17 protein-coding genes and 3 pseudogenes are annotated in these 23,836 nt (G+C 39.7%); 2 read left to right on the top strand and 18 right to left on the bottom strand.

All coding sequences use genetic code 11. The features are described from left to right. Positions 1 to 15 precede the first annotated feature (15 nt). The 13 genes and pseudogenes from ACTWJ7_RS06525 to ACTWJ7_RS06465 form a co-directional block, all read right to left on the bottom strand. A complete protein-coding gene (locus tag ACTWJ7_RS06525) occupies positions 16 to 288 on the bottom strand; it encodes a thioesterase II family protein (RefSeq protein WP_443145213.1) in 273 nt (90 codons plus the stop codon). Next, positions 267 to 767, bottom strand: a complete 501-nt coding sequence (locus ACTWJ7_RS06520; RefSeq protein ID WP_443145212.1) for a thioesterase II family protein — start codon at positions 765 to 767, stop codon at positions 267 to 269. Before ACTWJ7_RS06520 ends, ACTWJ7_RS06525 begins: the two co-directional genes overlap by 22 nt. 13 nt (positions 768 to 780) lie before the next feature. Next, positions 781 to 1,122, bottom strand: coding sequence for a cytochrome P450 (locus tag ACTWJ7_RS06515; RefSeq protein WP_443145211.1), 342 nt, complete (start codon positions 1,120 to 1,122; stop codon positions 781 to 783). Continuing rightward, complete coding sequence (locus tag ACTWJ7_RS06510) at positions 1,119 to 2,021, bottom strand: hypothetical protein (protein WP_443145210.1); 903 nt, start codon at positions 2,019 to 2,021, stop codon at positions 1,119 to 1,121. Before ACTWJ7_RS06510 ends, ACTWJ7_RS06515 begins: the two co-directional genes overlap by 4 nt. Positions 2,022 to 2,039: 18 nt before the next feature. After that, positions 2,040 to 2,717, bottom strand: a complete 678-nt coding sequence (locus ACTWJ7_RS06505; RefSeq protein WP_443145209.1) for a phosphopantetheine-binding protein — start codon at positions 2,715 to 2,717, stop codon at positions 2,040 to 2,042. 55 nt (positions 2,718 to 2,772) lie between these two features. Next, positions 2,773 to 4,101: an AMP-binding protein gene (locus ACTWJ7_RS06500; RefSeq protein ID WP_443145208.1), complete on the bottom strand. Its 1,329-nt coding sequence runs from the start codon at positions 4,099 to 4,101 to the stop codon at positions 2,773 to 2,775. Further along, positions 4,101 to 4,325 carry a thioesterase domain-containing protein gene (locus tag ACTWJ7_RS06495; RefSeq protein WP_443145207.1) on the bottom strand — a complete coding sequence of 75 codons (225 nt, stop codon included), beginning with the start codon at positions 4,323 to 4,325 and terminating at the stop codon, positions 4,101 to 4,103. Before ACTWJ7_RS06495 ends, ACTWJ7_RS06500 begins: the two co-directional genes overlap by 1 nt. 38 nt (positions 4,326 to 4,363) lie before the next feature. Further along, positions 4,364 to 7,333, bottom strand: coding sequence for an amino acid adenylation domain-containing protein (locus tag ACTWJ7_RS06490; RefSeq protein WP_443145206.1), 2,970 nt, complete (start codon positions 7,331 to 7,333; stop codon positions 4,364 to 4,366). Between the two features lie 226 nt (positions 7,334 to 7,559). Next, positions 7,560 to 7,910, bottom strand: a complete 351-nt coding sequence (locus ACTWJ7_RS06485) for a hypothetical protein (RefSeq protein ID WP_064617367.1) — start codon at positions 7,908 to 7,910, stop codon at positions 7,560 to 7,562. Positions 7,911 to 8,122: 212 nt separating this feature from the next. Further along, positions 8,123 to 8,446, bottom strand: coding sequence for a hypothetical protein (locus ACTWJ7_RS06480; RefSeq protein WP_443145205.1), 324 nt, complete (start codon positions 8,444 to 8,446; stop codon positions 8,123 to 8,125). A gap of 250 nt (positions 8,447 to 8,696) precedes the next feature. Beyond that, positions 8,697 to 9,278, bottom strand: coding sequence for an S-(hydroxymethyl)glutathione synthase (gene gfa / locus ACTWJ7_RS06475; RefSeq protein ID WP_443145204.1), 582 nt, complete (start codon positions 9,276 to 9,278; stop codon positions 8,697 to 8,699). A gap of 25 nt (positions 9,279 to 9,303) precedes the next feature. Next, a pseudogene (locus ACTWJ7_RS06470) lies at positions 9,304 to 10,417 on the bottom strand (S-(hydroxymethyl)glutathione dehydrogenase/class III alcohol dehydrogenase). Between the two features lie 279 nt (positions 10,418 to 10,696). Beyond that, positions 10,697 to 11,058, bottom strand: a pseudogene (locus ACTWJ7_RS06465) (winged helix-turn-helix transcriptional regulator). A gap of 381 nt (positions 11,059 to 11,439) precedes the next feature. Between ACTWJ7_RS06465 and fghA the strand changes: the two are divergent. Both fghA and gshAB read left to right on the top strand, forming a co-directional pair. Further along, a complete protein-coding gene (fghA, locus tag ACTWJ7_RS06460; RefSeq protein ID WP_443145203.1) occupies positions 11,440 to 12,273 on the top strand; it encodes an S-formylglutathione hydrolase in 834 nt (277 codons plus the stop codon). Positions 12,274 to 12,380: 107 nt separating this feature from the next. Beyond that, the gene (gene gshAB / locus ACTWJ7_RS06455) at positions 12,381 to 14,639 is read left to right on the top strand and encodes a bifunctional glutamate--cysteine ligase GshA/glutathione synthetase GshB (RefSeq protein WP_443145202.1); all 2,259 of its coding nucleotides are present in this window, start codon (positions 12,381 to 12,383) and stop codon (positions 14,637 to 14,639) included. A 1,104-nt stretch (positions 14,640 to 15,743) separates the two neighbouring features. Here gshAB and ACTWJ7_RS06450 read toward each other — a convergent pair. The 5 genes and pseudogenes from ACTWJ7_RS06450 to ACTWJ7_RS06430 form a co-directional block, all read right to left on the bottom strand. Then, positions 15,744 to 17,276 carry a Tn7-like element transposition protein TnsE gene (locus ACTWJ7_RS06450; protein WP_443145201.1) on the bottom strand — a complete coding sequence of 511 codons (1,533 nt, stop codon included), beginning with the start codon at positions 17,274 to 17,276 and terminating at the stop codon, positions 15,744 to 15,746. After that, a complete protein-coding gene (locus ACTWJ7_RS06445) occupies positions 17,257 to 19,125 on the bottom strand; it encodes a TnsD family transposase (protein ID WP_443145200.1) in 1,869 nt (622 codons plus the stop codon). The genes ACTWJ7_RS06450 and ACTWJ7_RS06445 overlap by 20 nt, the downstream gene beginning before the upstream one ends. A gap of 11 nt (positions 19,126 to 19,136) precedes the next feature. Then, positions 19,137 to 20,831, bottom strand: coding sequence for an ATP-binding protein (locus tag ACTWJ7_RS06440; RefSeq protein ID WP_443145199.1), 1,695 nt, complete (start codon positions 20,829 to 20,831; stop codon positions 19,137 to 19,139). Further along, positions 20,806 to 22,960: pseudogene (locus ACTWJ7_RS06435) on the bottom strand (Mu transposase C-terminal domain-containing protein). Before ACTWJ7_RS06435 ends, ACTWJ7_RS06440 begins: the two are co-directional and overlap by 26 nt. Then, positions 22,957 to 23,796 (bottom strand): heteromeric transposase endonuclease subunit TnsA, encoded by an 840-nt coding sequence (locus ACTWJ7_RS06430; protein WP_053522644.1) that lies wholly within the window; start codon positions 23,794 to 23,796, stop codon positions 22,957 to 22,959. Before ACTWJ7_RS06430 ends, ACTWJ7_RS06435 begins: the two are co-directional and overlap by 4 nt. Positions 23,797 to 23,836: the final 40 nt, after the last annotated feature.

Below are 23,836 nucleotides of genomic sequence, written 5' to 3'. Positions count from 1 at the left end.
GTTCATTTCATGCGATTAAATATAACGCCTCATCGCTTCGGCAATGGTACTTAGCAACTCCATCGGGGCTTGGAGGAAATCATGATGATCCCCATCCAGCACTTTGAAGGACGCTTGTCCGTATTCTTTCCAGCCACCTAATAGGGACGGGTTCACCTCTTTATCTCTATTCCAGCCGATAGCCGTGATCGGAAAAGGAAGAGTCTCAGGGCAACTTTGTATATAACTGCGATTTGCTTCCAGATCAGAACGCATGATTCCTGTGTTCAGCTCGACAATATCAGGCAAAGCCTTTCCCCCATTTTATGAATGAGCAATTCGATCTCCACTGCAAGTTCCTGATCATCCAGTTCCAGAAACCTGCCATAGGGGCCTTCATGGGGTGCGACTTGGGATGATATAAACAAGTGTGACGGCAATGGCCCTCCATTACGCATCAATTGAACGGAAGCCTCATAGCTGGGTAACGCCGACCCACAGTGGCCAAAAAACGCAAAGGGACGATCCATATAAGGGCGTAGTGCTTCATTAAAATTCTCTGCCAGCTCCTCATAGGATGAATAAGTAGGTTCATGAAATCTGTTCTCTCGACCTGGAAGCTGGATCGGACATACTTCGATCTTGCCAATGAATTCAGGCCAGTGGCGATACATGCTTGCACCGCAACCGGAGTATGGTACACAGAACAAACGTGCTTTGGCAAATGGGGACGGCTCTCTGAGGAGCCATGGATTGTTTTGAACCGCTTCTTCAATAACGTATTCCAAGCTTATCCACTCCTTACGATTTTCGGGCATACCCGCGAACAGGCATATGTTTGATGCCACTAATAAAGTTGGAGCCCAAATATTCGATGGGGCCCAGGATGTCAAAGCGTTCATAATTCGCGAATAGTTCCTCATACAGCATGGTCATCGTCTGCTTCGCAGTTTTGTGACCGATACAATGGTGAGGGCCACTGCCAAAGGCAATGTGCGGATTAGGCGTTCGCCGAATGTCGAAGGTATAGGGATCGGCAAAGATATCCTCATCGCGGTTAGCTGAGCCGAGCCACACAACAACAGCATCGCCTTCCTTAATTTGCGTTCCCCTGATTTCAACATCACGCGTCGCGTATCTCATAAAATGACTCGCTGGAGAAGACCAGCGAAATACTTCTTCGAGCCCACTGTCCATGCATTCCGGGTGGGAGGCAAACTCACTGTACAGATCCTTTTTGACCAGTTCCAAAAAGAGATACTCGCAGCATGGGGTGTAGTAACCGTCGCTCCAAGCAAAATACTGTAACAGTTGGAAATCACGGCCCCCGTATCTATCTTGGCTCCATCCATCTCCACATTCATCATAATGCTGATCAAGTCTTCACCTGGAGAGCGTCGACGCTCACTAACGATGTCCAGAAAGTAACCAAACAACTCCCGATGGGCACGTTGCAGGGTGGCGGTACTCCCCTCTGCCAACATGTATTCTTCATCATCAGGAGCAATGGCCATCGTGGTAAGCTGCGTCAGCATCGGCCAATCTTCTTCAGGCAGATCCAGCATGCATCCACTCACGGCAATGGACATCTCGAACATGGCACGGGCAAAATCTACTCCGTCCGGTTCCAAGCAAGGAGATAACAATCTGCCGATGGTCTTGCGAATCTGTTCCTCATGTTTGTCAATTGAATTGTGATTGAACCCGCGCTGGAGCGGGCGGCGAATCTGGGTATGACGCGGCGGGTCTGTGACCGCCATTTGCTTCCTACCGGCCGGGTCCTTTGTTCCCAGCAGGTTCACCAAGCTGCCCTGTTCCGATGTAAATGTGTTGTAGTCTTTTAAAACTTGAATGGCATCCCTATGCTTCGTAATGGACCAAAATCCCAGTTCCTCATTAACCTGCTGCCAATGAACAGGCGCCTCACGGCGCATAACGTCCCATACAGCGTAAGGCTCTCCATGGCTATATAACTGAGGGTCGAGCAAATCGACTTCGGCTAAATTCACTTGTGATGTATTCGGGGCATTGGTTGTTGGCATGTATCCATCCTCCTTGAGTTAGCCTTGTGTGACCGGTTTACTATCCTCAATCATGACAGCAAGCTCCGCAACCGTCGGCTTCAGATAAAGGAAGCGGGCAGGTATGACCGTTTCCAGCAAGTTCTCCATATTAACGATCAGTTCAGACAGGATCAGCGAGTCGCCGCCAAGTGAAAAGAAGTTGTCGTGAATGCCCACAGGCTCCACCAACAAGTTCTCTCCCCATAGTCTGACAAGTTCCGATTCCATCGCATTTCTCGGGGCAGTATAGGGTGTGCCCAATCTGCGAGGAGAGCGCACAGCCGCAGGCAATTGCCCCCTGTCTACCTTCCCGTTCGGCGTTAACGGCATTTCCGCCAGCGGCATGATGGCCCATGGAACCATGTAAGGAGGCAACTGCTGACACAGGTATTCATACAACCCGGTCAGCTTCCTGGATTCCTCATCTGGAGAAGAATTGGTCACAACATATGCAAGCAGACGCTTGTTCCCCAATCCGTCCTCTTGAGTTGTAACCACGGCAGCCTGAACATCTCTATGTTTGGTGATGACCATTTCGACTTCATCCGGCTCTACTCGGTATCCCTGAATTTTAACCTGTCGATCTGCACGACCGATAAACTCCAAGCCTCCGTCTTCAAACCACCGGGCAAGGTCCCTGTTCTCAACATTCGGGCCCCGGCCGTTTTGCTCCATGGATTCGGCACAAATCTGCTCGCCGTCTCTGCCGGATTATTCAGATATCCTCTCGCTAAACCTGCCCCGGCAACGTATAATTCACCCTCCTGCCCGGGGGCATCGGATTCAGATTTTCATCGCAGACGATTGCCCACGTTCCGTTGATCGGTGAACCAATCGGGACAGTAGGGTGGGTGGTCATCGTCGTAGTGGTCCAGCAGGTCGAGAATGTCGTATTTTCCGTTGGACCGTATCCATTAGTGAACGTCAGATGCGGATGGGTTGCCAGAAGCAGCTCAAGGTGTGCAGACGAGATCACATCCCCACCTGCCAACACATGTTTAAGCCCCTTAAACATATCCAGATAGGAATTCACCATTACCTGAAACAATCCCGCTGTTAGCCATACCGTCGTTACTCCCTCCGTTCGGATCGTTTCAGATAGCAGGTCCGGACGTATCATTCCGCTATCGTAGATAACCAGTCGCCCGCCATTGGTGAGAGGAGACCAAAGTTCAAACGTGGAAGCGTCGAAAGCGACCGGTGAAACAAGCAAAAATACATCATTGGGTGTAAACGAGAAATCCTTCGCATTATCGACTAAACGAGAAACCGCCCGATGCGGTACACATACGCCCTTCGGCGTGCCTGTCGAGCCTGATGTGTAGCTGATATAAGCCAAGTGCTCTGGTGTCACTTCTGCCCTCTCTCGCCTAGGGGCCGAAGCAAACGTCTGTTTGTCATGATCCAGCAGCAGTACAGGTATCGAATGTTCTTCGAACCGCTCACTGAAGCAGCCTTGAGTAATAACCAGGCAGGGCGAAGCATCTTCAAGGATAAAATTCAGCCTTGCCTGCGGGATACTTGTCTCAAGCGACAAGTAGCATCCCCCTGCCTTTAGGATTGCTAATAGCGAAATCACGAGGTCCAAAGAACGATTGGCAAGAACCATAACGATGCTGTCAGGGCCAACTTCAAACTCTGCCAGCCTGTTTGCGAGAGCTTCGGCAGCTTCATCCAGTTCACGGTATGTCATATGTCTAGATTCATAGGTCAGTGCAACACCATCAGGATTCGCTTGTGCATGGCGTTCGAACAAGTGATGGATGCAGGAAGACGGATTCAAGGGGATGATGCTCCCGCTCCAAAACGGGGCTGGCTCCCTTTCCGAAATTTCCTGAATACATGCCTCTTTCGCTAAATCGCTGACATATGAAGGATTGGGCTGCAAGCTTACCGGCCTCATATCCGTCCAGACGCCTTCAATCTGCTTCAGACATTCCTCGACTGTTCCTTCAAAGCCCGCGTATTCCCAGCCATATGCAAGCTCTCTCTCCACAGGCCAGATAGAATATTGTCCGTCGCTATTTCTAAGCGTTATATATCGCAATTGGGCTGACATCAGACCGACTCCTTCGCTTCATGGGTATAGGATTTCAGATACGCTGCAATCCGTGCAACATTCAAGGGATTCATCATGGAATAGTGATCCCCGTCCAGCATGATGCTATCTACCTGCTTGGCATAGTTGCTCCAGTCACCCTCCATAGACAGAGCCTGTTCCTCCTCTTGGGCCCTGAACCAGGTTAACGCGCCACCAAACCATTGGGGAACATGCTCTTGCATCGCCCTGTAATTGGATTTGAACAGAGTATAGAAATGATTCAGATGCTCTTCATCGGGACTCCAGTCTTTTTTTGCTCATTTGAACGATCCCCTATCATTTGTACGCCTGTAATGTCCTGCAGGAAATGTTCCTTCCATTCGTTCTCCGAAAGCTCAAACGCTGCTTCTTCATGAGACCTTAGCCTTGCATCAAGCAGCATCAGCATCTCGACCTCTTCTCCTACCTGTTCAAGCTGGCAAGCCATTTCATGCGCCACAATACCGCCGAATGACCAACCTAACAAGGCATAGGGTCCTGTTGGCTGCACATCCCTGATCCGTGCAATATACTGATAAGCCATATCCTTAATCGAAGAAAAGGAACGCTCTGGCATGTCGTAGTTCATGGTTCCGTTCAAATGCTCGTCCTGAATGGCGTAAACAGGCCATTCCGCTCCCAAAGCCTGTGGAAAAGCGTTATAACATACGATGCTTCCACCTACAGGATGAATGCAATAAAGGGGGTTTCGGGAACCTGAAGCATTTAAGGCAACAAGAGATGATGGTTTTGACTCCCCTGCCGGAGCCTGACTCAGCAGCATGGCTAACCGTTCGATCGTGTCATGCTCCAGAATCGTTGATAATGGCAGCTTGCGTTCAAACGCCTGCTCTACTCTGGCCATGAGCTGAATCGCAAGCAATGAGTTACCGCCTAGGTGAAAAAATGAGTCCCTGATGCCTGGAGCAGCGACTTGAAGAACCTGTTTCCAAATATCCGATAATTGGTGCTCACAGGAATTCCTTGGTGGCTGGAATGCATCATTCAGTTCTGCCACAGGGCTCGTATCTGGCTGCGGGAGCGCCTTCCGGTCTATTTTTCCGCTAGTCGTTAACGGCATTTTATCAATGAACATCCAGTGACCAGGGATCATATACTCAGGCATACAGTTTTTTGAGAAGCTATACAAGTCCTTGCGATCCAGCGGAACATTCGGGTTTCTTTGCACGATGCAAGCAACTAGCTGCACATGCTGCCTACTGTGACTGGTTGTGTACACCACGCATTCCGCAATGCCGGGATGTTCGCCCAATCTGGCCTCAATCTCCCCTATTTCAATACGATGACCACGTATTTTGACCTGTTGGTCCAGACGACCCATATATTCAATAGCCCCGTTCGGAAGATACCTGACTTCATCCCCTGTTTTGTACAGGCGTGCATTCGGCTCGGTTCGGAGCGGGTCGAGTATAAATCTCTCCGCATCCAATTCTGGTCGGTGATGGTATCCGCGTGCCAGACAGACGCCGCCGATATACAGCTCACCAGGCACACCAACAGGGACAGGCGACATTTGTTCATCGAGTACCCGCAGATAGACATTTGCAATTGGATAACCGATTGGAACGTTTATATCTTCCGGTCTGCACGACCAACTGGTTACATCAACAGCAGCCTCCGTAGGTCCATACAGGTTGTGCAGTTCACATGACAGCTTTTCAAAAAATAGTTGCTTTAACATATGCGTAAGTGCTTCCCCGCTGCAAATGACCCTTTTCAGTGCAGTGCATTGCTCTACTTCTCGTTGAGCCAAAAAAGCATGCAGCATGGAAGGCACGAAATGAATCGTTGTAATCTCTTCTTCCTGAATGAGCTTAATCAGATATTCCGGGTCCTTGTGCCCTTCAGGCTCTGCAATGACTAATCCCGCTCCCGTGATCAACGGCCAGAAAAATTCCCATACGGAGACGTCGAATGTAAACGGTGTTTTCTGAAGCACCCGATCCGTCCCGGTTAATCGATATTCTTCCTGCATCCAGAGAAGTCGGTTGGCAATCGCTTTATGCTCGATCAACACCCCCTTGGGTTTTCCCGTGGAGCCGGAGGTATAAATCATGTATGCAAGCTGCTCGGGCAGGCACAGGACATTGGGATTCGAGGCAGATTCGATGGCTAATTCCTCATGAATCCGTTCCATATACAGAACCGTTCCAGCGTATCCTTCAAATAAGGAAGCCCACTGTTCGCTTGTTACGACAAGTCTAAGATCAGCATCCTGAATAAGTTCCTGAACGAAAACTGCCGGATGATGCGGATGAATCGGTACGTAGGCGCCGCCTGCCTTCAGAATAGCCATCAGACTGGTGACCAGTTGAGTGGATCGTTCCAAACATATACCTGCTTTCACATCTGGCCCAACTCCAAGTTTATGCAAATAATGAGCTAACCGATTCGCTTGTTCATTACACTCACGGTAGCTTAAGCGTTGACCTTGATAAGCAAGAGCAAGCTGCTCAGGGGTGCTCTCCACTTGCTGCTCGAATAACTTGTGCAGCAGATGGACTTGATGAAAATGGTTTTCCGTTTGATTCCAGCTATCTATTTCCTGAATTTCCTCAACAGACAGTAAGGTGTCGTGATCCGCAACCTCATAGGTATGTTGAACAATTGCACGCAGCGCCATCTGATAGTATCCGGCAACTCGGCTCATTTGCTCATCGCTGAACAACACCTGATCCCAACGGAGCGCCAGCCTTAATTCACCGCTTTCTCCATCCAGAGAAAATTCTGCTCCGAATGGAAAACTGTTGTCGGCGTATCCTGGCTCCTCAACAATGTGCAGCCTCCCATAGGAACCCAGCTTCTGCTCGGATACATAGAAATGAGTGAAATTAAAGAATGTCTCAAATAACTTGCCGTTTCCGGTATCCTGTTGGATCTGGGCCATAGGGTATCTGCGATATTGCAGCATCTCCTTTTCAGTTTCCCACGTTTTTTCCGCAATGGCGGCCCAGGTTCCTCCGTCCAGTTGCATGCGAAATGGCAGTGTATTAAGAAATAAGCCCAGGGCGCGGTCACCATCCTTCTGCTCAAGACGACCGTGGAACAGCACTCCCGTTGTGATGTCCCGTTGATTGGTTAATGTTTTTAAAATGTGTATGTGAACGGCCAGCAGCCAGCTCTTGATTGGAATCAGCGTCCTCTGTGCGAGTTCCTGCACGTCACGTGAAAGAGATGGCGATATTTCCACCTCCTTGTGTAGCTTTAAAATAAAGTTTGATCAAAAGTTCCCGCAAAAGCTCATTTTTCGGGCAAATAAAAAGAATCCGTTTTGAAAAAATGATTGATCAAAATGGATTCTTTTCTTGTGGGTTAGTATACACTTTTTACACTTTTTAAAATAAAGTTTGATCACTTTCTACCCTTGACGTTCCACAATAGCGCCCGATTGCAGAAGATCACTGTTTGCAATTGAATTATTTATTCATATAAGCTTTGATTTCTTCTTCTGACATGGATGAATCGCATTTCACGTTTATTGTGTCACCATTAGTAAAAACGAAACCAGGAACCGTTGGAATGTCGTATTCATTACGGAAGGCCGTAATACCTTCCATATCAGATTTTTCCACACTATTTACATAGTAGATAGTAGTATCAGTTTCCTCAGCAACTTTTTTTAGTTTTTCAACGAATATTTGACAAAAAGGACAAACAGCCTTTCCAATATAGATTAAGGCTTCGGATTCCCCTTTTACCAATGCCTGTGCTTTTTCGGAATCGATTTTATCAAAACTAGCTACATTTTCTTCATAAGTAGTCATCATCGCTCAATCTCCTTTTTCTAATGTTATTACTATACAATAATGTGTAAATACTCAAATAAATTACGATTACGTGCTTGAATGTTCAATCCTATCAAAAATTGATGTGAAACACAAAAATTGATCTCAATCAAAATATATTCCTACGATTTGATAAATTCTTCCGTATGTCACAAGAGTTTACTCTACAATCTCGCGCACGTTAGCCTAATGTTTTAAAGTTCTATATATTTATTTTGTACCTGAACAAGAACGTATCTTTTAATCCACATTTGTGTAGCAACAGTTAATTGTTCATCCTCTTTCTCAAAGAACAGACCTGAGCCTTCTTTCGCTTCAAATTCCCAGCCGTTTGAACCAATCATTTGTTTAAGATTTTCATCGGCTATCGAAATACCGTCATTCTCGCTTCTTATGATATACCAAGTGGAATCATCGTCTGTTACGATCTCTATTATCTCTTCATCGGAATTTCTTAGTTTTTCAATTGCTACTTTTGCAGTTAGATTTTCTATCGGTAGAGGTTGATTTAGACCCACACCCTAAATAATGAATATACAAAAGCACTTACTCTGAAATAGAGTAAGTGCCTTTGCATATCTTTTCAATCTGCAGAATTCTTTAAAATATGTGAGATTGAAGCGAAACTTGAGTTTAAAAGGACTCTTGACGACAATAGTTTTTATAAACTAACAATTTTACGATTAATGAAGAACCGCTAGTTTATAAAAACAGAAAGCACATGTAACTAGTTTATTATTTCTTAATTACTACATTAAAATATAACTTTTATTCATTCAATGTGCCATTCAGTTCAGCAGTTTTAGTAGAAATTAAATCCATTAACTCAGGTGATAGGACATCATAGGTAGGTAATCCAATATCATTTAAATCTTTTCGGATATCAGCCATTTTTGAAGCCGGTGTACCTGTTTCGATTACAGACGAAACAAATGCTGCAAATTGTGGTGCAGACCACCCTTTATCCTCTGATAATTCTGTATGAACAAAATCTAAACCATAAAATGCATGATCTTTATTTTCTATACGACCAAATAAATGTGCTTTACATTCTTTACAAAAATGTCTTTGAATTGTAGCTGTTTCATCAACAATCTCTAACTTATCGCCGTTTCTAATGACATGAACTTTGTCACGAGGTGCTACAGCTACTAAAGAAAAATTGGCACCCTCTGGTTTCCAACACTTAGAACAACCACATGCATGGTTGTGCATTGTTTGTGAATCTACCTTGACTTCTACTTTATTGGATTCACAAAGACACTTTAGTGTTCCTCCTGCAAAGTCTTTTACTTCTGGATAATCATTAATCCCGTTATCTAATCTTGGATGTAATTTAGTGGTAGTCATATGTTTTCCTCCTTGAATATATTCATTATTTTTCATACGTTAACATCGTACGGATTGACTCACCCTTATGAAGCAAATCAAATGCTTCATTGATGTCTGTAAAGTTTAAGTGGTGTGTGATAAACGAATCGATATCGATTTCACCATTCATATAATCTTCAACCATTCCTGGAAGCTGCGTTCTGCCTTTCACGCCGCCAAAGGCAGAACCACGCCATACTCGACCCGTTACTAATTGGAATGGACGCGTATGAATCTCTTTCCCTCCAGCTGCTACACCGATAATAGTACTTTCACCCCAACCTTTATGACAACATTCAAGAGCAGACCTCATTACTTCAACATTTCCAATACACTCAAAGCTATAATCTACTCCTCCATCCGTCATTTCAACAATGACTTCTTGGATTGGTTTATCAAATTTAGCAGGATTTAGAAAATCAGTTGCGCCCATTTTTTTAGCTAATTCAAACTTATCTTCATTTAAGTCTACAGCAATAATTCGGCTTGCTTTTGCTTGAACCAATCCTTGAATAGCGGCTAATCCAATGGCTCCTAAACCAAATACGGCTGTCACAGCTCCTTCTTCCACTTTTGCTGTGTTGTGTACAGCGCCAATACCTGTAGTCACACCGCATCCAAATAGACCAATTTTATCAAGTGGCGCTTCTTTGTCAATTTTTGCTAAAGAGATTTCAGGAACGACTGTATATTCACTGAATGTACTTGTTCCATGTAATGATAAATAGGCTCTCCATTATAAGAGAAACGAGTTGTTCCGTCAGGCATTAAACCTTTACCTTGAGTTTCTCGTACAGCACTACATAAGTTTGTTTACCAGAACGACAGAATTTACATTCCCCACATTCAGCCGTGTATAGTGGAATAACATGATCTCCTGGTTCTACTGAAGTAACTCCTTCACCTACGGCTACTACAACACCAGCGCCTTCATGACCTAAAACGGCAGGGAATACGCCTTCTGGATCATCCCCTGATAATGTATAAGCATCTGTATGACAGACTGAAGTGTACAGTATCTTTACTAAAACCTCTCCGGCTTTTGGATCCTCTACATCGATTTCTACAATCTGAAGCGGTTCTCCCGCTTTAAATGCAACGGCTGCTTTACTTTTCAAATGAAACCCTTCTTTCTTTTGTTTTATAGCGTTACCATACCCATAATTACATATCAATATACCGTTGACAATACTGACATATTTGTCATCATGGACACATTAATACGTAAAAAATGTGAAACACTATGCTGTTTACATTTCCATGATTACATATCGTAATTCAAATTACCATACTGACAAATATGTCATAATAACCAAAAGTGTAATGGATAGGTACGCGAACTGAAAAATTAATGCCTGTTCTTTCTTTCTTACACCCATGCTAAGTATACATAGATGTTATTCAATCTCTGTTTTATTAGCGTCTCTTTCTAAAGAGTCGCTAAAAATATCTCCCACTCACAGATTGAAGTTACAACAGATTCTAGGAGACAACCAATTTCACTTAGTTGATACTCAACTTTAGGAGGTACAACGGGATATACAGTTCTAGTAATTATGTTATCATCTTCTAATTCCCTTAACTGTCTAATTAACATGCGTTGATTGACTTCGGGAAGTTTTTTTTGCATTTCACTTAACCTTAATGGAGACTCCTGCATCAAACACCATATAATCACTATTTTCCAACGTCCACCTATAACTGATAAAGCCAAATCTTTTCCAGTAAAATAAGTTTTATCTTTATAATTAATTTCCAATTATATTCACTCTCTCTATAAGTATTGATATATCACGGTTTAAACCGTCGAAACGATATTAGAATGTCCTTTTGGTTTTCCGGAAATTCTCGCATATTAAGAATTCTAATCCTTGCCTTGTTTGATGCTCAGGTTAAGTTTTCTATAGAAGCAATCTCCGCATCATACCAATAGGGCTTCTTATTTACAAGTTGTCTTAAAGTTTTCTAACAGTAATGCTCCTTTCTTTTACTATTATAGCATAGTGACAAAAACGTCAGTATTGTAGATTGCATTTTATTATGTAATTATGGGTATGGATATCAATAAGGCATTTGGTTTACTTCATTAGTTAAATCAATCCGTACAATATAAACAAATGGAGAATGGAGAGTGAAATAAATGAGTCTTAAACTAATTGAACAACAACGCTCTTTTGATGGGGAACAACGTAAGTACATCCATTATTCAAAAGTTTTACAATGTGATATGACATTTAGTATCTACTTACCATCAAATAAAGAAAAGAAAAAAATCCCTCTTATTTGGTGGCTATCTGGATTAACTTGTACAGATGATAATTTTAGTCAAAAAAGTGGATTTCAAAGATTGGCTGAAAAATATCAAGTGGCAGTCATTATTCCTGATACTTCACCGCGCGGAGAAAACGTTGCTGATGATGATGCATACGACCTCGGACAAGGTGCCGGTTTTTATTTAAATGCAACACAAAATCCATGGGCAAAGAATTATCATATGTATACTTACATCACAGAGGAGTTAACAGGTATTACGTCCACTTTAGTACCTAAATTTTCAGGAAAAGAAAGTATAATGGGCCACTCAATGGGAGGTCATGGTGCTTTAGTAATTGGGATGAAAAATGCTGCAAGATTCAAAGCGATTTCTGCTTTTTCTCCTATTTCAAGTCCTAGTCAAGTCCCTTGGGGAATAAAAGCTTTCTCAACTTATTTAGGTGAAGACAAAGCTTCTTGGAAAGAATGGGATGCTTCAGAACTCATTAAAGCAACTGACACCCTCCCTATTCTTATTACACAAGGAACTGCAGATCAGTTTTATCCAGAACAATTGGAAGAAACGACTTTCTTAGAAAATGCCCAAGCAAATAACGTAGAAATAAACTATAAGCAAGTTAAAGGTTATGATCATAGCTATTTCTTCATCTCTACATTCTTGGAAGAACATTTCGAATTCCATATGAAGCAATTAAGATGATGCTTTTTAACAAATAAGATTCGGAACGGTAAATATTCACATTTAATTAGATTGTGGATGTTTTTGATTGTTTTTAAAAGGTAAGAGAATAAGGAGGTATAGTTAATATGGATATTAAAAAAATATTAGTCAATGACCGTGTTAAACCATACTTATTAAAAGCCCGTTATGGGATTGAAAAAGAAAGTAATCGAGTTGACTTATCAGGAAATTTAGCTAAAACGGATCATCCTAAATCGATAAGAGATGAACACCCGTATATTCAGCGGGATTTTTCAGAAACACAGATGGAATTAATCACACCTGTTACTGAGACATTAGAGGAACTGTTTAATTACTTAGCAGCCATCCATGATGTTGCTTATCGTTCTATGGGTGATCATGAAATGCTTTGGCCATTAAGCATGCCACCACAGTTACCAGAAAAAGAAGAAGATATTGTTATTGCGAAATTGAAAAATGTTGAAAATGTTCTATATCGTCAATCTTTATCCAATTCTTATGGCCGTCGTAAACAAATGCTTTGTGGTGTTCATTTTAACTTTGAATTCGGCGATGAGTTAATCCAAGCGTTATTTAACTTACAATCGGAGATAAAAGATTATCTACAGTTTAAAACAGAGATTTATCTAAAAGTCACAAGAAACTATTTACACTATCGATGGTTAGTAACTTATTTTTATGGAGCTTCTCCTAGTAGCGAAAAGAATTTTTTTGAAGAAGATTCTTTGAATAGGGCAATAAGAAGCATTAGAAGCAGTAAATTTGGTTATACTAATTCTGATGATGTTCAAGTGTCTTATAGTAGTATACAGAACTATATATCAGATCTTTCTTTGATGGTTAAAAGAGGGCTTCTATCAGAAGAAAAAGAATTTTATGCATCTGTCCGTTTAAGAGGTGGACATCATGTTTCAGATTTAGAAGCTCATGGTGTTAGTTATCTTGAATTGCGAAATATAGATTTAAATCCTTTTGAAACGAATGGAATTAGCTATGAACAAGCAGAATTTCTACATCTTTTCTTATTTTATTTACTATGGAAAGAAGAAGGTAATAATTGTGATGAGTGGGTAAAAATGGGTGATTCTTACAATGATGTAGTGGCTCTTGAGCATCCATTAGAGCATACACAATTTGAAGTAGATGCTAAAAATATGATTGATGAAATGGAACATTTAGCAGAAATTTTAGATTTGACTATTTCAGATACGTTATTTGTTAACCTGAGAGAGATGCTAATGGACCCAAGTAAGACTTTAGCTGGAAGGCTTTATAAAGAGAGTGAAAAAAGCAGTCAAGGTCAAGTGGCTACGTGTATTGCGAAAGAAAACTATAAAAAATCATGGGATAAGCCATATCAATTAACAGGATTTACTGACTTGGAGTTGTCCACTCAGATTTTAATGTTTGATTGCTTACAGCAAGGAATAAAGGTAGAAGTTTTGGATCGGCAAGATCAATTTTTGAAGCTTCAATTAAAAGATCATGTTGAATATGTGAAAAATGGTAATATGACAAGTAAAGATAGTTATGTATCCCCTTTAATTATGGAAAATAAAACAGTAACAAAGAAAATTCTTCAACAACATGGATTACGTGTACCAACAGGTGAGGAATTTAATGATATAGAACATGCTTTAAATTCTTATAATATGTTTTCTGCTAAACCTTTTGTTGTAAAACCGAAAACAACAAACTATGGATTGGGAATATCAATCTTCAAAGACGAGGCAAATTACGAAGATTATCAAAAAGCAATCACACTCGCATTTAAAGAAGATTCTTCTGTACTAATAGAAGAGTTTCTCTATGGAACAGAATATCGATTTTTTGTGTTACATGATAAAGTTCAGGCGGTTTTATTACGAGTTCCTGCGAATGTTAAAGGCGATGGTAAACATACAATCGAAGAGTTAGTCATTGAAAAGAATCGTGATCCGTTAAGAGGAAAAGACCATAGGACACCTTTAGAAACTATACAATTAGGTGACTTGGAAAAACTTATGCTAAAAGGCCAAGGTTATCAAATGAATTCGATTCCAAAAAATGGTGAAATCGTCTATCTGCGTGAAAATTCTAATGTTAGTACAGGCGGAGATTCGATTGATGTGACAGATCAAATTCCCGATGACTATAAAAAAATAGCAGTGGATGCGGTATCTGCACTGGGAGCTAAAATTAGTGGTATCGATTTGATTATTGAAAATATAGAAGTTCCTGCAGCTAATAAAAATGCTTATGGGATTATTGAAGCGAACTTTAATCCATCAATGTATATGCATATCTATCCATATAAAGGAGAATCTCGACGTTTGACTATGCATATAATACACTTTTTATTCTCTGAACTATTACAAAGTTAGGAATCAAAGTTAGTCAAATTAGGGGTACCATAAGCAAAACGCGCTTATCTTAACTTCGATGTGAGAACTATTGAAATATCAACGGTTCTCACATCATTTACATGTATTTAATGTAAATGTTGGTTTACACGAGATGATCATTTTTTATGTCTTGTTAAGTAATGCGGATATTTAATCCACTGGGGCTATCGGTTACGTTCAGATGGCTTGACATCGAGCCTCTGCGGCCATGAAACTTGCGCCAGAGAACCAGCTTAATGCAGCTGGCTCTGCCAAACGAGGCTATCATGTCCGCTGCTCAATATAAAGCCTGGCTTCGATGGCGTATACCTCAGCACTCTCATTGTAAGTAGGATTCTACTCTAATTCGAGTAGCTGACTCATTTGGGATGTAATATTCAGCCTTTCTTTATTTACTATAAATACTATAAAAATTAGTATGGTTATATAGTTTTTAAAGAAATAAAAAAACGAATAACTTTACATTGAATACTGTAAAGTCACTCGTTTTGAATGGTTAAGATAAACGCATATTTACAACGTTAAGCTGTTGAAAGACAATAAAGTTATTTAATGTTCAAATTGCAAACATACATAACCCCGTTCTGAGTAGGGACGGGGTTAAAATAATAGTGTATAAATACTGTGTATAATACTTTCTGTCATTTCATAGTTTACTTTTTCCCTGATTGCATGGACGCTGGTATTACCCTAAATGGCCCGATTGTTGCATTTAAAAATACTGCTTATCAAAAGGATTTAAAGGAACAGCGAGTTCACCATCTATATACAATTCTGATTCACATGCAGGGCAGATATTTTGAAATTTATCTTCATTTTGTAAAATAGCTGTATACAGGTCCTTTAAAGAAATTTGATCTTTATACTTCTGTAAAGACTTCGTTGCCTCTTCACGCTCTCTTCGCCAGCTTTATCTCATAATTAGATAAATCATCAACATTTTTCTTTATAAATTGCTTAAACTCTCTTAATGCCTTAGACATTTAAGCTCCCCCTCGTTATATTTAATTCTTACATCTCTAATTCTGTCTAGTCAAAAGTGTCCTCGGTTAAACAACTCTGCTTATGAATATAATCGAATTGTTACATTAATTTGTTTAACAACATATTTGATCTATGTCTTATTCCTTTACGGCTATGTTTGCATTTAACAATTTTTATTCCTCTAGTTTCAATAGTTTTTAAAGATTTTCTGGACCATGCTCCGCTAGCATTTACAAGATTTATAAGCAGATTATGATAAATCGTACTCCAGTCTTGTTTTGAGGGAGAATATAAAATAAGAGTAGATAAAGAACGGGTTTCGCGTTCTACCTCAATAATATTGAATCGACTGCCATGTACCACATATACTTCAGCAATTACATAACGTCTCTTTGCAATACCATCGCTTAGCTTTGTAAATTTTCGTTCTCCTAGGACCTCTGGTAATACATCGGTAAATGCTCTAATTGCTTTTATCTCTGGATACTGTTCCAATACTTTCAAGACATTAATAAATTCCTGTAGCTCCCCTTGGGCTTTAATCTCATGTAGCATTTGATGTTCTAAACCCCTTGCCAATTGCTGTCCGCCACTATCTGCTGTAGAATGAATAGAATTATTCTCTCCATAGTACCTCTTTGTATTTTCGTCCTCTTCCAAACGTTGCTTGGATGAACCTCGTTTTATTCGTTTGACTATTGGCACCGATGTATATTCATGTTTCAACTGATTCATCTGTACTAAATCAAAATCCTCCGTGGATCCATCTACTTGCTCGTCTAATGTAAAGCCTTCTTCATCATCGTTTTTGTTTAGGGAACGATATGTATATTTCTTCGCTTCTTTTGACTTCTCTGAATGTTGTATTTCCGGATGTGAAATCGAGATATTTTCATAAGGAATATGCTTATTTTTTACATTTACAATTTGTAGTACAGTCCATGTATTATTGTCCTCTTTTACACGTGCAGTGACAATAATTGGCTGTGTAAAGTTCCATTCGAATTTCAATGACTGTTCTTGCAACCATGTAAAGGCGATGCTTTCATAGACCTGACGTAAATCACGATTCGTTAATAGCCAAACCAATTGATAAATGAAAGTTGTTTTGGTGTATTTTAATTCATACAGTGATGAAAAGCTAAGATGAATCCTATTTGTTTCATATGTTTCTGTGAAAAATTGAGGAAATGAATTTGATTCAAGCAAGCGATATAAAAGAAAGCCGTTCGGTGCTAATATACTACGTAACACTTCAATGAATGGCAGAATGACTTGCTTGCTATCAAAGGAAAATATGAAACTGCGTGAGGTTGCAGGGTCATAGCTTCCTTGGATTTTCCATGGCTTCTCATAGTAATGCACTCTATTAGGATAAATTGTAATATCTACCTCCTTGGCACCCTGCGGTGGCTGACTAGTGGTAATTACTCCATCGCTATAATAATGTTGGATAGCCAAGCAAGGCAACGTACCCCAGTCCAATAGTATTTTCATTGTGACTCCCCTTGCCCGAAAATACGCATGCAGCATTATTTTATTGTCATACCGAAAAGGATCTCCAATCCATATTAGCTTTACCTTTTCGTCTTTTCCAAATGGCCATTTAATTTTAACTTGTTGTGCGCTCATAATCGTCCACTTCCTGTTTCATTTGTATATATGACCCTATATGTGGTCTTATTTGACGAAAATGATGTGATTTCACAGCACCAATTCGTTGCACTTTCCATAAACTAACAGGTTCTTGTTTCTGCAACATTTGGTCTATAATTTTACAACATCGTCGGATTTGGAATTGCTGTGCCGTTTCTGTGATTTCATCAAGAAACTGTTTAGTTTGTGGCAGCCTATGAAGATGCTTCTCTAAGTTCGATAATATTCCAAGACGTTTTCCAACAATCGAAATAGTAATTCGAACAGGCTTATTTAGCATAATAAGTTCTTTGTAAAGCTCTTTCACCTTTGATAAATATTCAAGATCACGGGCTTCCCAATCCACAATTGCTTTTGGTTTCCCCATTGTCCGAATTCTAGGCAACTGTTTAAATAGCCATTCCTTATCATGGCGATACAAGTAGGTATATTCCCTTTGAAAGCGTCCTCTAATTTGAGTTCTTGATTCATTAGGATATTGCTTTATTCCTTTAAGTAGTTGCTCACGGTATCGTAGTAACAATGGAGAAGTTTTTTTACTTTTGGCCTTTTTGTTTTGCCCGTCCATAGATGAATATTTTTTCACTGTCTTAGAATCAACCCCGAGTATTTCGGCTTTGGCCCTTATGCTTAGACCCTCTCCGTTTGCTAAAGCTTTTAATTTTGCTTTCCAAGTATCTCCCAATGCTTTTACACGACCAATGCGATATATATCTTCGTTCGATTTATCAGGACCCTTTCTGGCATAAATAAAGCCACAAGAACACTTAAACGTCCCAATAGGAGAAATTGATTTAAAATCTCTAGTAATCGTTACATTTTTGATTACCAGTTGCTTATAATGATCAGCAGCCTTATTTAAGCATGGCCATGGACCTGTACCAAATGAACCTGCATCATCTCCAACATGCAAAAGCTTCTCTACATCTTTTTCTAAAAAGTATAGAAACAACAAATGGCGAAAAGGATGTACATGACGTTCCTCATTACGAGTTAATACCTTTAACCAATTGTACTCATTTTCCTGTTTTAACCCTGAATCATACTTTTCTAAGAACCCTATTGGAAACCTTGCTTGGAATGTATCAAATAACTCATTTTGCCTTATTCGATTTGCCGTAGTAATTAAATTCTTTTCTCTAAGAAGCAATCGATACCTTTTAAAAATATCCTTGCGTGAAATTGCATTTATATCAATATTTAATAGTCGATATGCCATTTTTGCTAACTTTACTTGAATATCAGTATTATCAAGGGACTTAACTTCCTCTAAAATTGAAAAATCCATTCTTTTTGCCTCAAACCGAATAAATTTGATTCTACTTTGTTCGGTGAAATCATCTGGATATTTCTTCAGTTGTAAATCGTGATGTGCGCACAAATTTATACCTTGCAATTGGTGTTCCCGATGTATGTATGGTTCACCATATTTATCAATATCAGCCTGGGCGCATTGTGAACAATAGTATAATCCATCTTTTTTGCAAATACCTCCTGAAACCATACCTAGCCTTGTGTAAAGACCTTTGCCATCACCTTGGACGTCCTGCATAATCTCTTGCTGTCGTTGTTTGGAAAGGAACGGGGCATAAAACGGGTAAATGGTATGTTTCGCTAACAACTTCTCTACCGAATAATGATTTCCCATCTGTTGGACCAAGGCATGAAAATGGCTGCCAATCTCTACACTCGGAATCACAGAGCGACTTTGAAATACCTCTTCCAACGTATCTTTGTAATCAATATTTCCACTGTAAAAGTGATAACGTGCAATCGCCGAATAAATCAACTCATTTGGATATGGATCCGTAAAGAATGGCAGCATTGAATTACCTCCTAATAGAATTCTTCCAAAGGATTTTTAATGTACCCATTTGCTTTCAATAGTTCATGAGGATGTTGTTTTTTGTCTAATGCTCGCTTTCTTAGCTTAAGTAATGGGAGAACCTCTGCCTTTTTCATATTTTCCTTTGCTTTATTATCTTTCTTTTGTTGATTTAAGTTAATCGCCTGCTGAATTACATCTGATTTTAGTTGATGAAAGTCTATATCAAATGGATTTTCCCCAACAATTTTTTGTACGATTTTTTTAATGTCTTTATCTTTCAAACTATCAAAAATACCCAGGGCTGCTACTTCAACACTTAAGTTTTCAATCGTGTCTTGTCGTTTATACTCGATTGTATTTTTGCGCTCTTTAAACGCCTCCTGAATACGTCCTGCTATTTCTGTGTTTCGCTTATGATTCAGCATGACTTCATCCAGATTGATCATGATATCTTCATATTTCATCATGTCAGCTAAATTGTTCGTCCGAATCGCTGTCATCATTGGTTGAATCGTTTGCATATCTTCTTTAGCAGTCTTTTTTAATACTTGTGGAGTAATTATTTCATTCGGGTTATTTTCATCGAATAAAGCTCGTTCTTGTGCTAGAATAAACAAATTGACAGCGACAGCAGTAATTCCTTGGCACTCATAGTAAAATGCCTTTTTCGTATTCTCTGTAAGCTCGGAATAGGATTTTAAGCACTGTAATTCCCAAAGCGTTTCAAGGAAGAACTCCCATTCTTCACTATCCTCCGCCATACGATCCCAAATAATAGCTCCATCACTTGCAGCCCGTCTAGCCTGCCTGAAGTTCCCCTTAAATAGCTTTTGTGCCTTAGAAGTGCCAATTAAGACCGTGGGAATACCAACTGTATTAGACAGTGTTACAAAAAAATTCAGCATTTCTTCCTGATCATTTTTTGAATGCAGTAAGTGTTGTATTTCATCAATGACTAAAACACCAATGCCATACATACTCGCCAGTGAGGTCATGTGCAACAACATTGTCGATGTGACTCGATTCAAATAACCGTATTTTTCTAAATATCTCGTACCTAGTAAATCATCAATTGCCTTAAAGAAACTTTTACAAAGCGTTGACAAACTACCATCATATGGACAATCGATTTTAAGCCAAACAATTTGTGTACGATTGAAAGATTGTCCTTCATAAGTTTCATGCTTAATCACTTGCGGATACATGAGCAGCAAGCGTTCAATTGCCGTGGTTTTGCCTATACCAGAGATACCTATAATTGATAAACTATCTGCTGTAGAGCGAATATAATTTAAACGGTCCTTGATATGCTTATGTGCAAGCTCTTCCTCTTCACGTAATTCATGCAACACTCGAACACGCTCTAAAAATGTTATGTCTAATGGATTTCGTGCTAAATAACCTCGCCGAATCAGGGTGGATAACCGACGCTCAACCTCAAAGTGAATCGGCAACGGCTGTATAAAGTTCCTTACACGTTTTAATACGTGATAACGAATATTCGTTGCACTTAATTTATCTTGCTCGCTAATTCGGGGAGTCACCATAAATCTTTCTAGCACATCATCCTCACTAAAAATCGGTGGAAGGGCTTCGATGAAAGGATTATTGGTATATTCACTTAAAGGTTGTTCCTTATAGACGCCTTTCTTAAACTCCCCTTTTAAGACAACCATGTCATTTGTTTTTCCCAAATTCCTCATCTCGTTTCTTCTTTAGTTTTTGCATTAGGCGTGAGGGTAATTTCTTCGGTGGTGTCTCATCGACTTTCTCTTTGTAGCGAAGTTGATTACTTCAGCTGATTCACTAACTTTATTAGGCGATAAATCAAATTTTTCAGATTCACGATTTAATTGTTTTTCAACATCCTTGTTGTCACGAATAGAAGCTATTTTGGCTTTCTTACTCGTTGGTTGGTTATAAGATTGTTTTTTGTTCCTCACAGCTTTTTTAATAATTTCTTCCATTGCTGCATCAGTATTTACGGTGTGTTGAATTTGATTTGTACGTTCTATTTCCTCTAGTTCATTCCGGAGTTGCTGTTGGAATACAATTTCTTCTAAGAAATCTTCTTTATATTGCTGACTTGGTTCTAACAAAACACACGTCTCAAAGTCCATTCCGTCATCGTGTGGAATATAGATTTTTTCAACGTGTCGGGGGTCATAAACAATTTCTACACTTCTATTTTTCAACTTCAAATACCAATCTTCTTCAATCGCTCTTTGAGAACCATATAAGAGATTTTTAAACTTGATGCCAGCCCTTGAAATTGTCGCCTTTCCTCGTGGTAGCACGTTCAAGCGAAGAATATTTCTATCAATTGTTCTTAGCCTTCCTTTGCGATTTTGAATGCCCCAATTCCATAAATTAATTGGCGTTGGTACTAATTCTTCAGCAACCATTTCTTTTTCAACAGGGTATTTTTCAATGACTTTTTGGTTGTGATGCAGCGCCATTGTGATAATAAGAGACGTAAATTCCTTTAAATTCAGCGTAGCATTTAAGCGATAATCCTGATCACCACGCTCTCGAAATTCCTTTTGAATTGCTCCAGGTGCCTTTTGCTTTACCTTTCCGTTAAACGTACGGAACTTTCTTTCAACAATCCCTTTCAAATCTCCACGGTAAGCCGTAGTATTCTCAATTTTAATATTAAGATTATTAATTAAGTTGTCTACCGAATAACCTTCAAACTCACCTCGGTCAGCAATAATTATTTCAGGCAAATGATGTGTTGGCCATTGCTCAGGAGTTATATCAATTCCATATTGCTTACAAAATTCTACTTTGTCTGCAACCATATTATCTAAAGCCATCATTGCACCAACCCATGATGGACCTTCTAGTCCAACGTAGAGACCTGTGATAATACGTGAATACACATCTAATACCGCATAAATAACTGGTCGTCCAATTACTTTATTTACATCAAGCGAACTAACTAAATAAATATCCGCAATAGTTGCATCAATCTGAAATCTAGTTCCAGGACCATTTGTTTCCAATTTAGAATTACTTAAAATCGGGCGATGCTTCAACTCATACTCTTTCGTACTTTTACGAAATTGAATATCTTTTTCGGATCTTCAAGCTTTTTAAACCAATAGTAAAACTGATGATATGAGGGGGTTCGGGTAGCATCCCAAATACGGTATTTCAGCTCACCGTTTTCCTTATAGCGATTAGAATAGAAGTCACGTAGCATAAAATTATAAACATCTTTTAAAGAGTATTTATTCTTTTTCCTGTAGTACTTATTGATAACGTGTTCAATTTGGACCTTTACTTCTTCTGTAATGTTAATACCGATTTGATATTCATTATTTATATTTACTCTTCTAGGACGACCAACTTTTTCTTTCGTTAAAGCTTTCGTTTTACCTTTACCACCTGAATTAGAGTAGTCAGGTAACATGGCGTTTTTGGTCATGCCACGCTGCCAATATCGAGTTAGTAGCTTTTTAACCTTTGTCTTGCCTAAGTTGCTCTCTTGAACGATTTCACGAATCTTGCTTTCTCTTCCTTGCTTTTGGAGCAAATCTGGCATATTGGGGACACAGTATTTTTGTATATCTCCCCAATCTTCTTCACGCTTACGAATCTGCACCTCTGTTAAATCATCTTCGGAAATCACCTTTGCATAAGGATCACTAATCGCTAACAGTTCACCTTGCTTGATATCTGTGGTTAGACTAGAGTATAGCTCTTTGCGTGGCATAGCACTGTTGGTGTCAATATTAACTATATAGACATGCGGTTCTTCCATATCTATTACCCGAATTCTTTTTGAATCTGTTACATATTGAAATACCTGATTAATATAAATCATCCGTACTTCACCTTCTCCAATTTACTTTCATCAATATACTTAACATCAATTGGTTGCTCTAAATCAATTGGCTTGTACATATCTGTAACCATTATTTTTTTAGCTAGCAGATGATAAAACAACGTAACACCACTTCCAAAAGGCAAGTGTGTATCTGCATCAAACTCACTAGTAATTTCCCGGATACTTTGCGAATTATTCAATAGACGATTCATAAGAGACATTGATAAATCTTCTATATGTTGGTTAGCCATTTCTCGATATACATCATAGCTACGAATATCAAAGTAATCATGGATATAACTAATATTTCTAGCCATAGTCTTATCGATTTCTTCTTCTGTTACAATACCCCAACTAGTACCTTTACGCTCCCAGTATTCCCGTTCAATTTCGAATTTCTCTAACACACGCTCTTCTAGTAACTTATCTTTCATTTTGATAGTATGAGCGACTTCAAATACACCTTGACCCTTATCAACTGTTAATAAAAAGTCCGTTGTCATAACAATTGGATCGCCTGTTTTTGGATCAGTTGGGTGTTTAATTCCAAGCTCTTCCGCAATGACAATCGTCTCTTCTTGTGGTAATAAAGGAAATTGTTCACGAATATCTAAGACAACATCGGAAAATTCAGTCAAATAAAAGTAATTTCGTTCCAAATCCGATAAAAACTCATATTGTCTGCCGGCTTTTATACCTTTTAACCTCGTTGACCGACCTAATGAGGAAACATCTTGAATTTTTAGCCATGGTTGATAATCTGCCCCACTTCCAGTTCCTCTACCTTCTTTAATCCACTTATCGACTTTAGATGTTCTTTTTCTTTTCGCCACAAAAACACCCCTTTAGACAATCATATCCAAAGGGGTAAAA

Origin of the sequence: Paenibacillus sp. 1A_MP2, from assembly GCF_052244825.1 — a bacterium.
GTDB lineage: Bacteria > Bacillota > Bacilli > Paenibacillales > Paenibacillaceae > Paenibacillus > Paenibacillus vandeheii.
This window is presented reverse-complemented; position numbering and strand designations above follow the sequence as displayed.

What these genes read in the sequence shown, in the direction of transcription:
- ACTWJ7_RS06505 (WP_443145209.1), bottom strand. Translation starts at nt 2,717, where the DNA reads ATGGAGCAAAACGGCCGGGGCCCGAATGTTGAGAACAGGGACCTTGCC.
- fghA (WP_443145203.1), top strand. Translation starts at nt 11,440, where the DNA reads ATGAGTCTTAAACTAATTGAACAACAACGCTCTTTTGATGGGGAACAA.
- ACTWJ7_RS06485 (WP_064617367.1), bottom strand. Translation starts at nt 7,910, where the DNA reads ATGATGACTACTTATGAAGAAAATGTAGCTAGTTTTGATAAAATCGAT.
- gshAB (WP_443145202.1), top strand. Translation starts at nt 12,381, where the DNA reads ATGGATATTAAAAAAATATTAGTCAATGACCGTGTTAAACCATACTTA.
- ACTWJ7_RS06500 (WP_443145208.1), bottom strand. Translation starts at nt 4,101, where the DNA reads ATGTCAGCCCAATTGCGATATATAACGCTTAGAAATAGCGACGGACAA.
- ACTWJ7_RS06440 (WP_443145199.1), bottom strand. Translation starts at nt 20,831, where the DNA reads ATGAGGAATTTGGGAAAAACAAATGACATGGTTGTCTTAAAAGGGGAG.
- ACTWJ7_RS06445 (WP_443145200.1), bottom strand. Translation starts at nt 19,125, where the DNA reads ATGCTGCCATTCTTTACGGATCCATATCCAAATGAGTTGATTTATTCG.
- gfa (WP_443145204.1), bottom strand. Translation starts at nt 9,278, where the DNA reads ATGACTACCACTAAATTACATCCAAGATTAGATAACGGGATTAATGAT.
- ACTWJ7_RS06450 (WP_443145201.1), bottom strand. Translation starts at nt 17,276, where the DNA reads ATGAGCGCACAACAAGTTAAAATTAAATGGCCATTTGGAAAAGACGAA.
- ACTWJ7_RS06515 (WP_443145211.1), bottom strand. Translation starts at nt 1,122, where the DNA reads ATGAGATACGCGACGCGTGATGTTGAAATCAGGGGAACGCAAATTAAG.
- ACTWJ7_RS06495 (WP_443145207.1), bottom strand. Translation starts at nt 4,325, where the DNA reads ATGCAAGAGCATGTTCCCCAATGGTTTGGTGGCGCGTTAACCTGGTTC.
- ACTWJ7_RS06510 (WP_443145210.1), bottom strand. Translation starts at nt 2,021, where the DNA reads ATGCCAACAACCAATGCCCCGAATACATCACAAGTGAATTTAGCCGAA.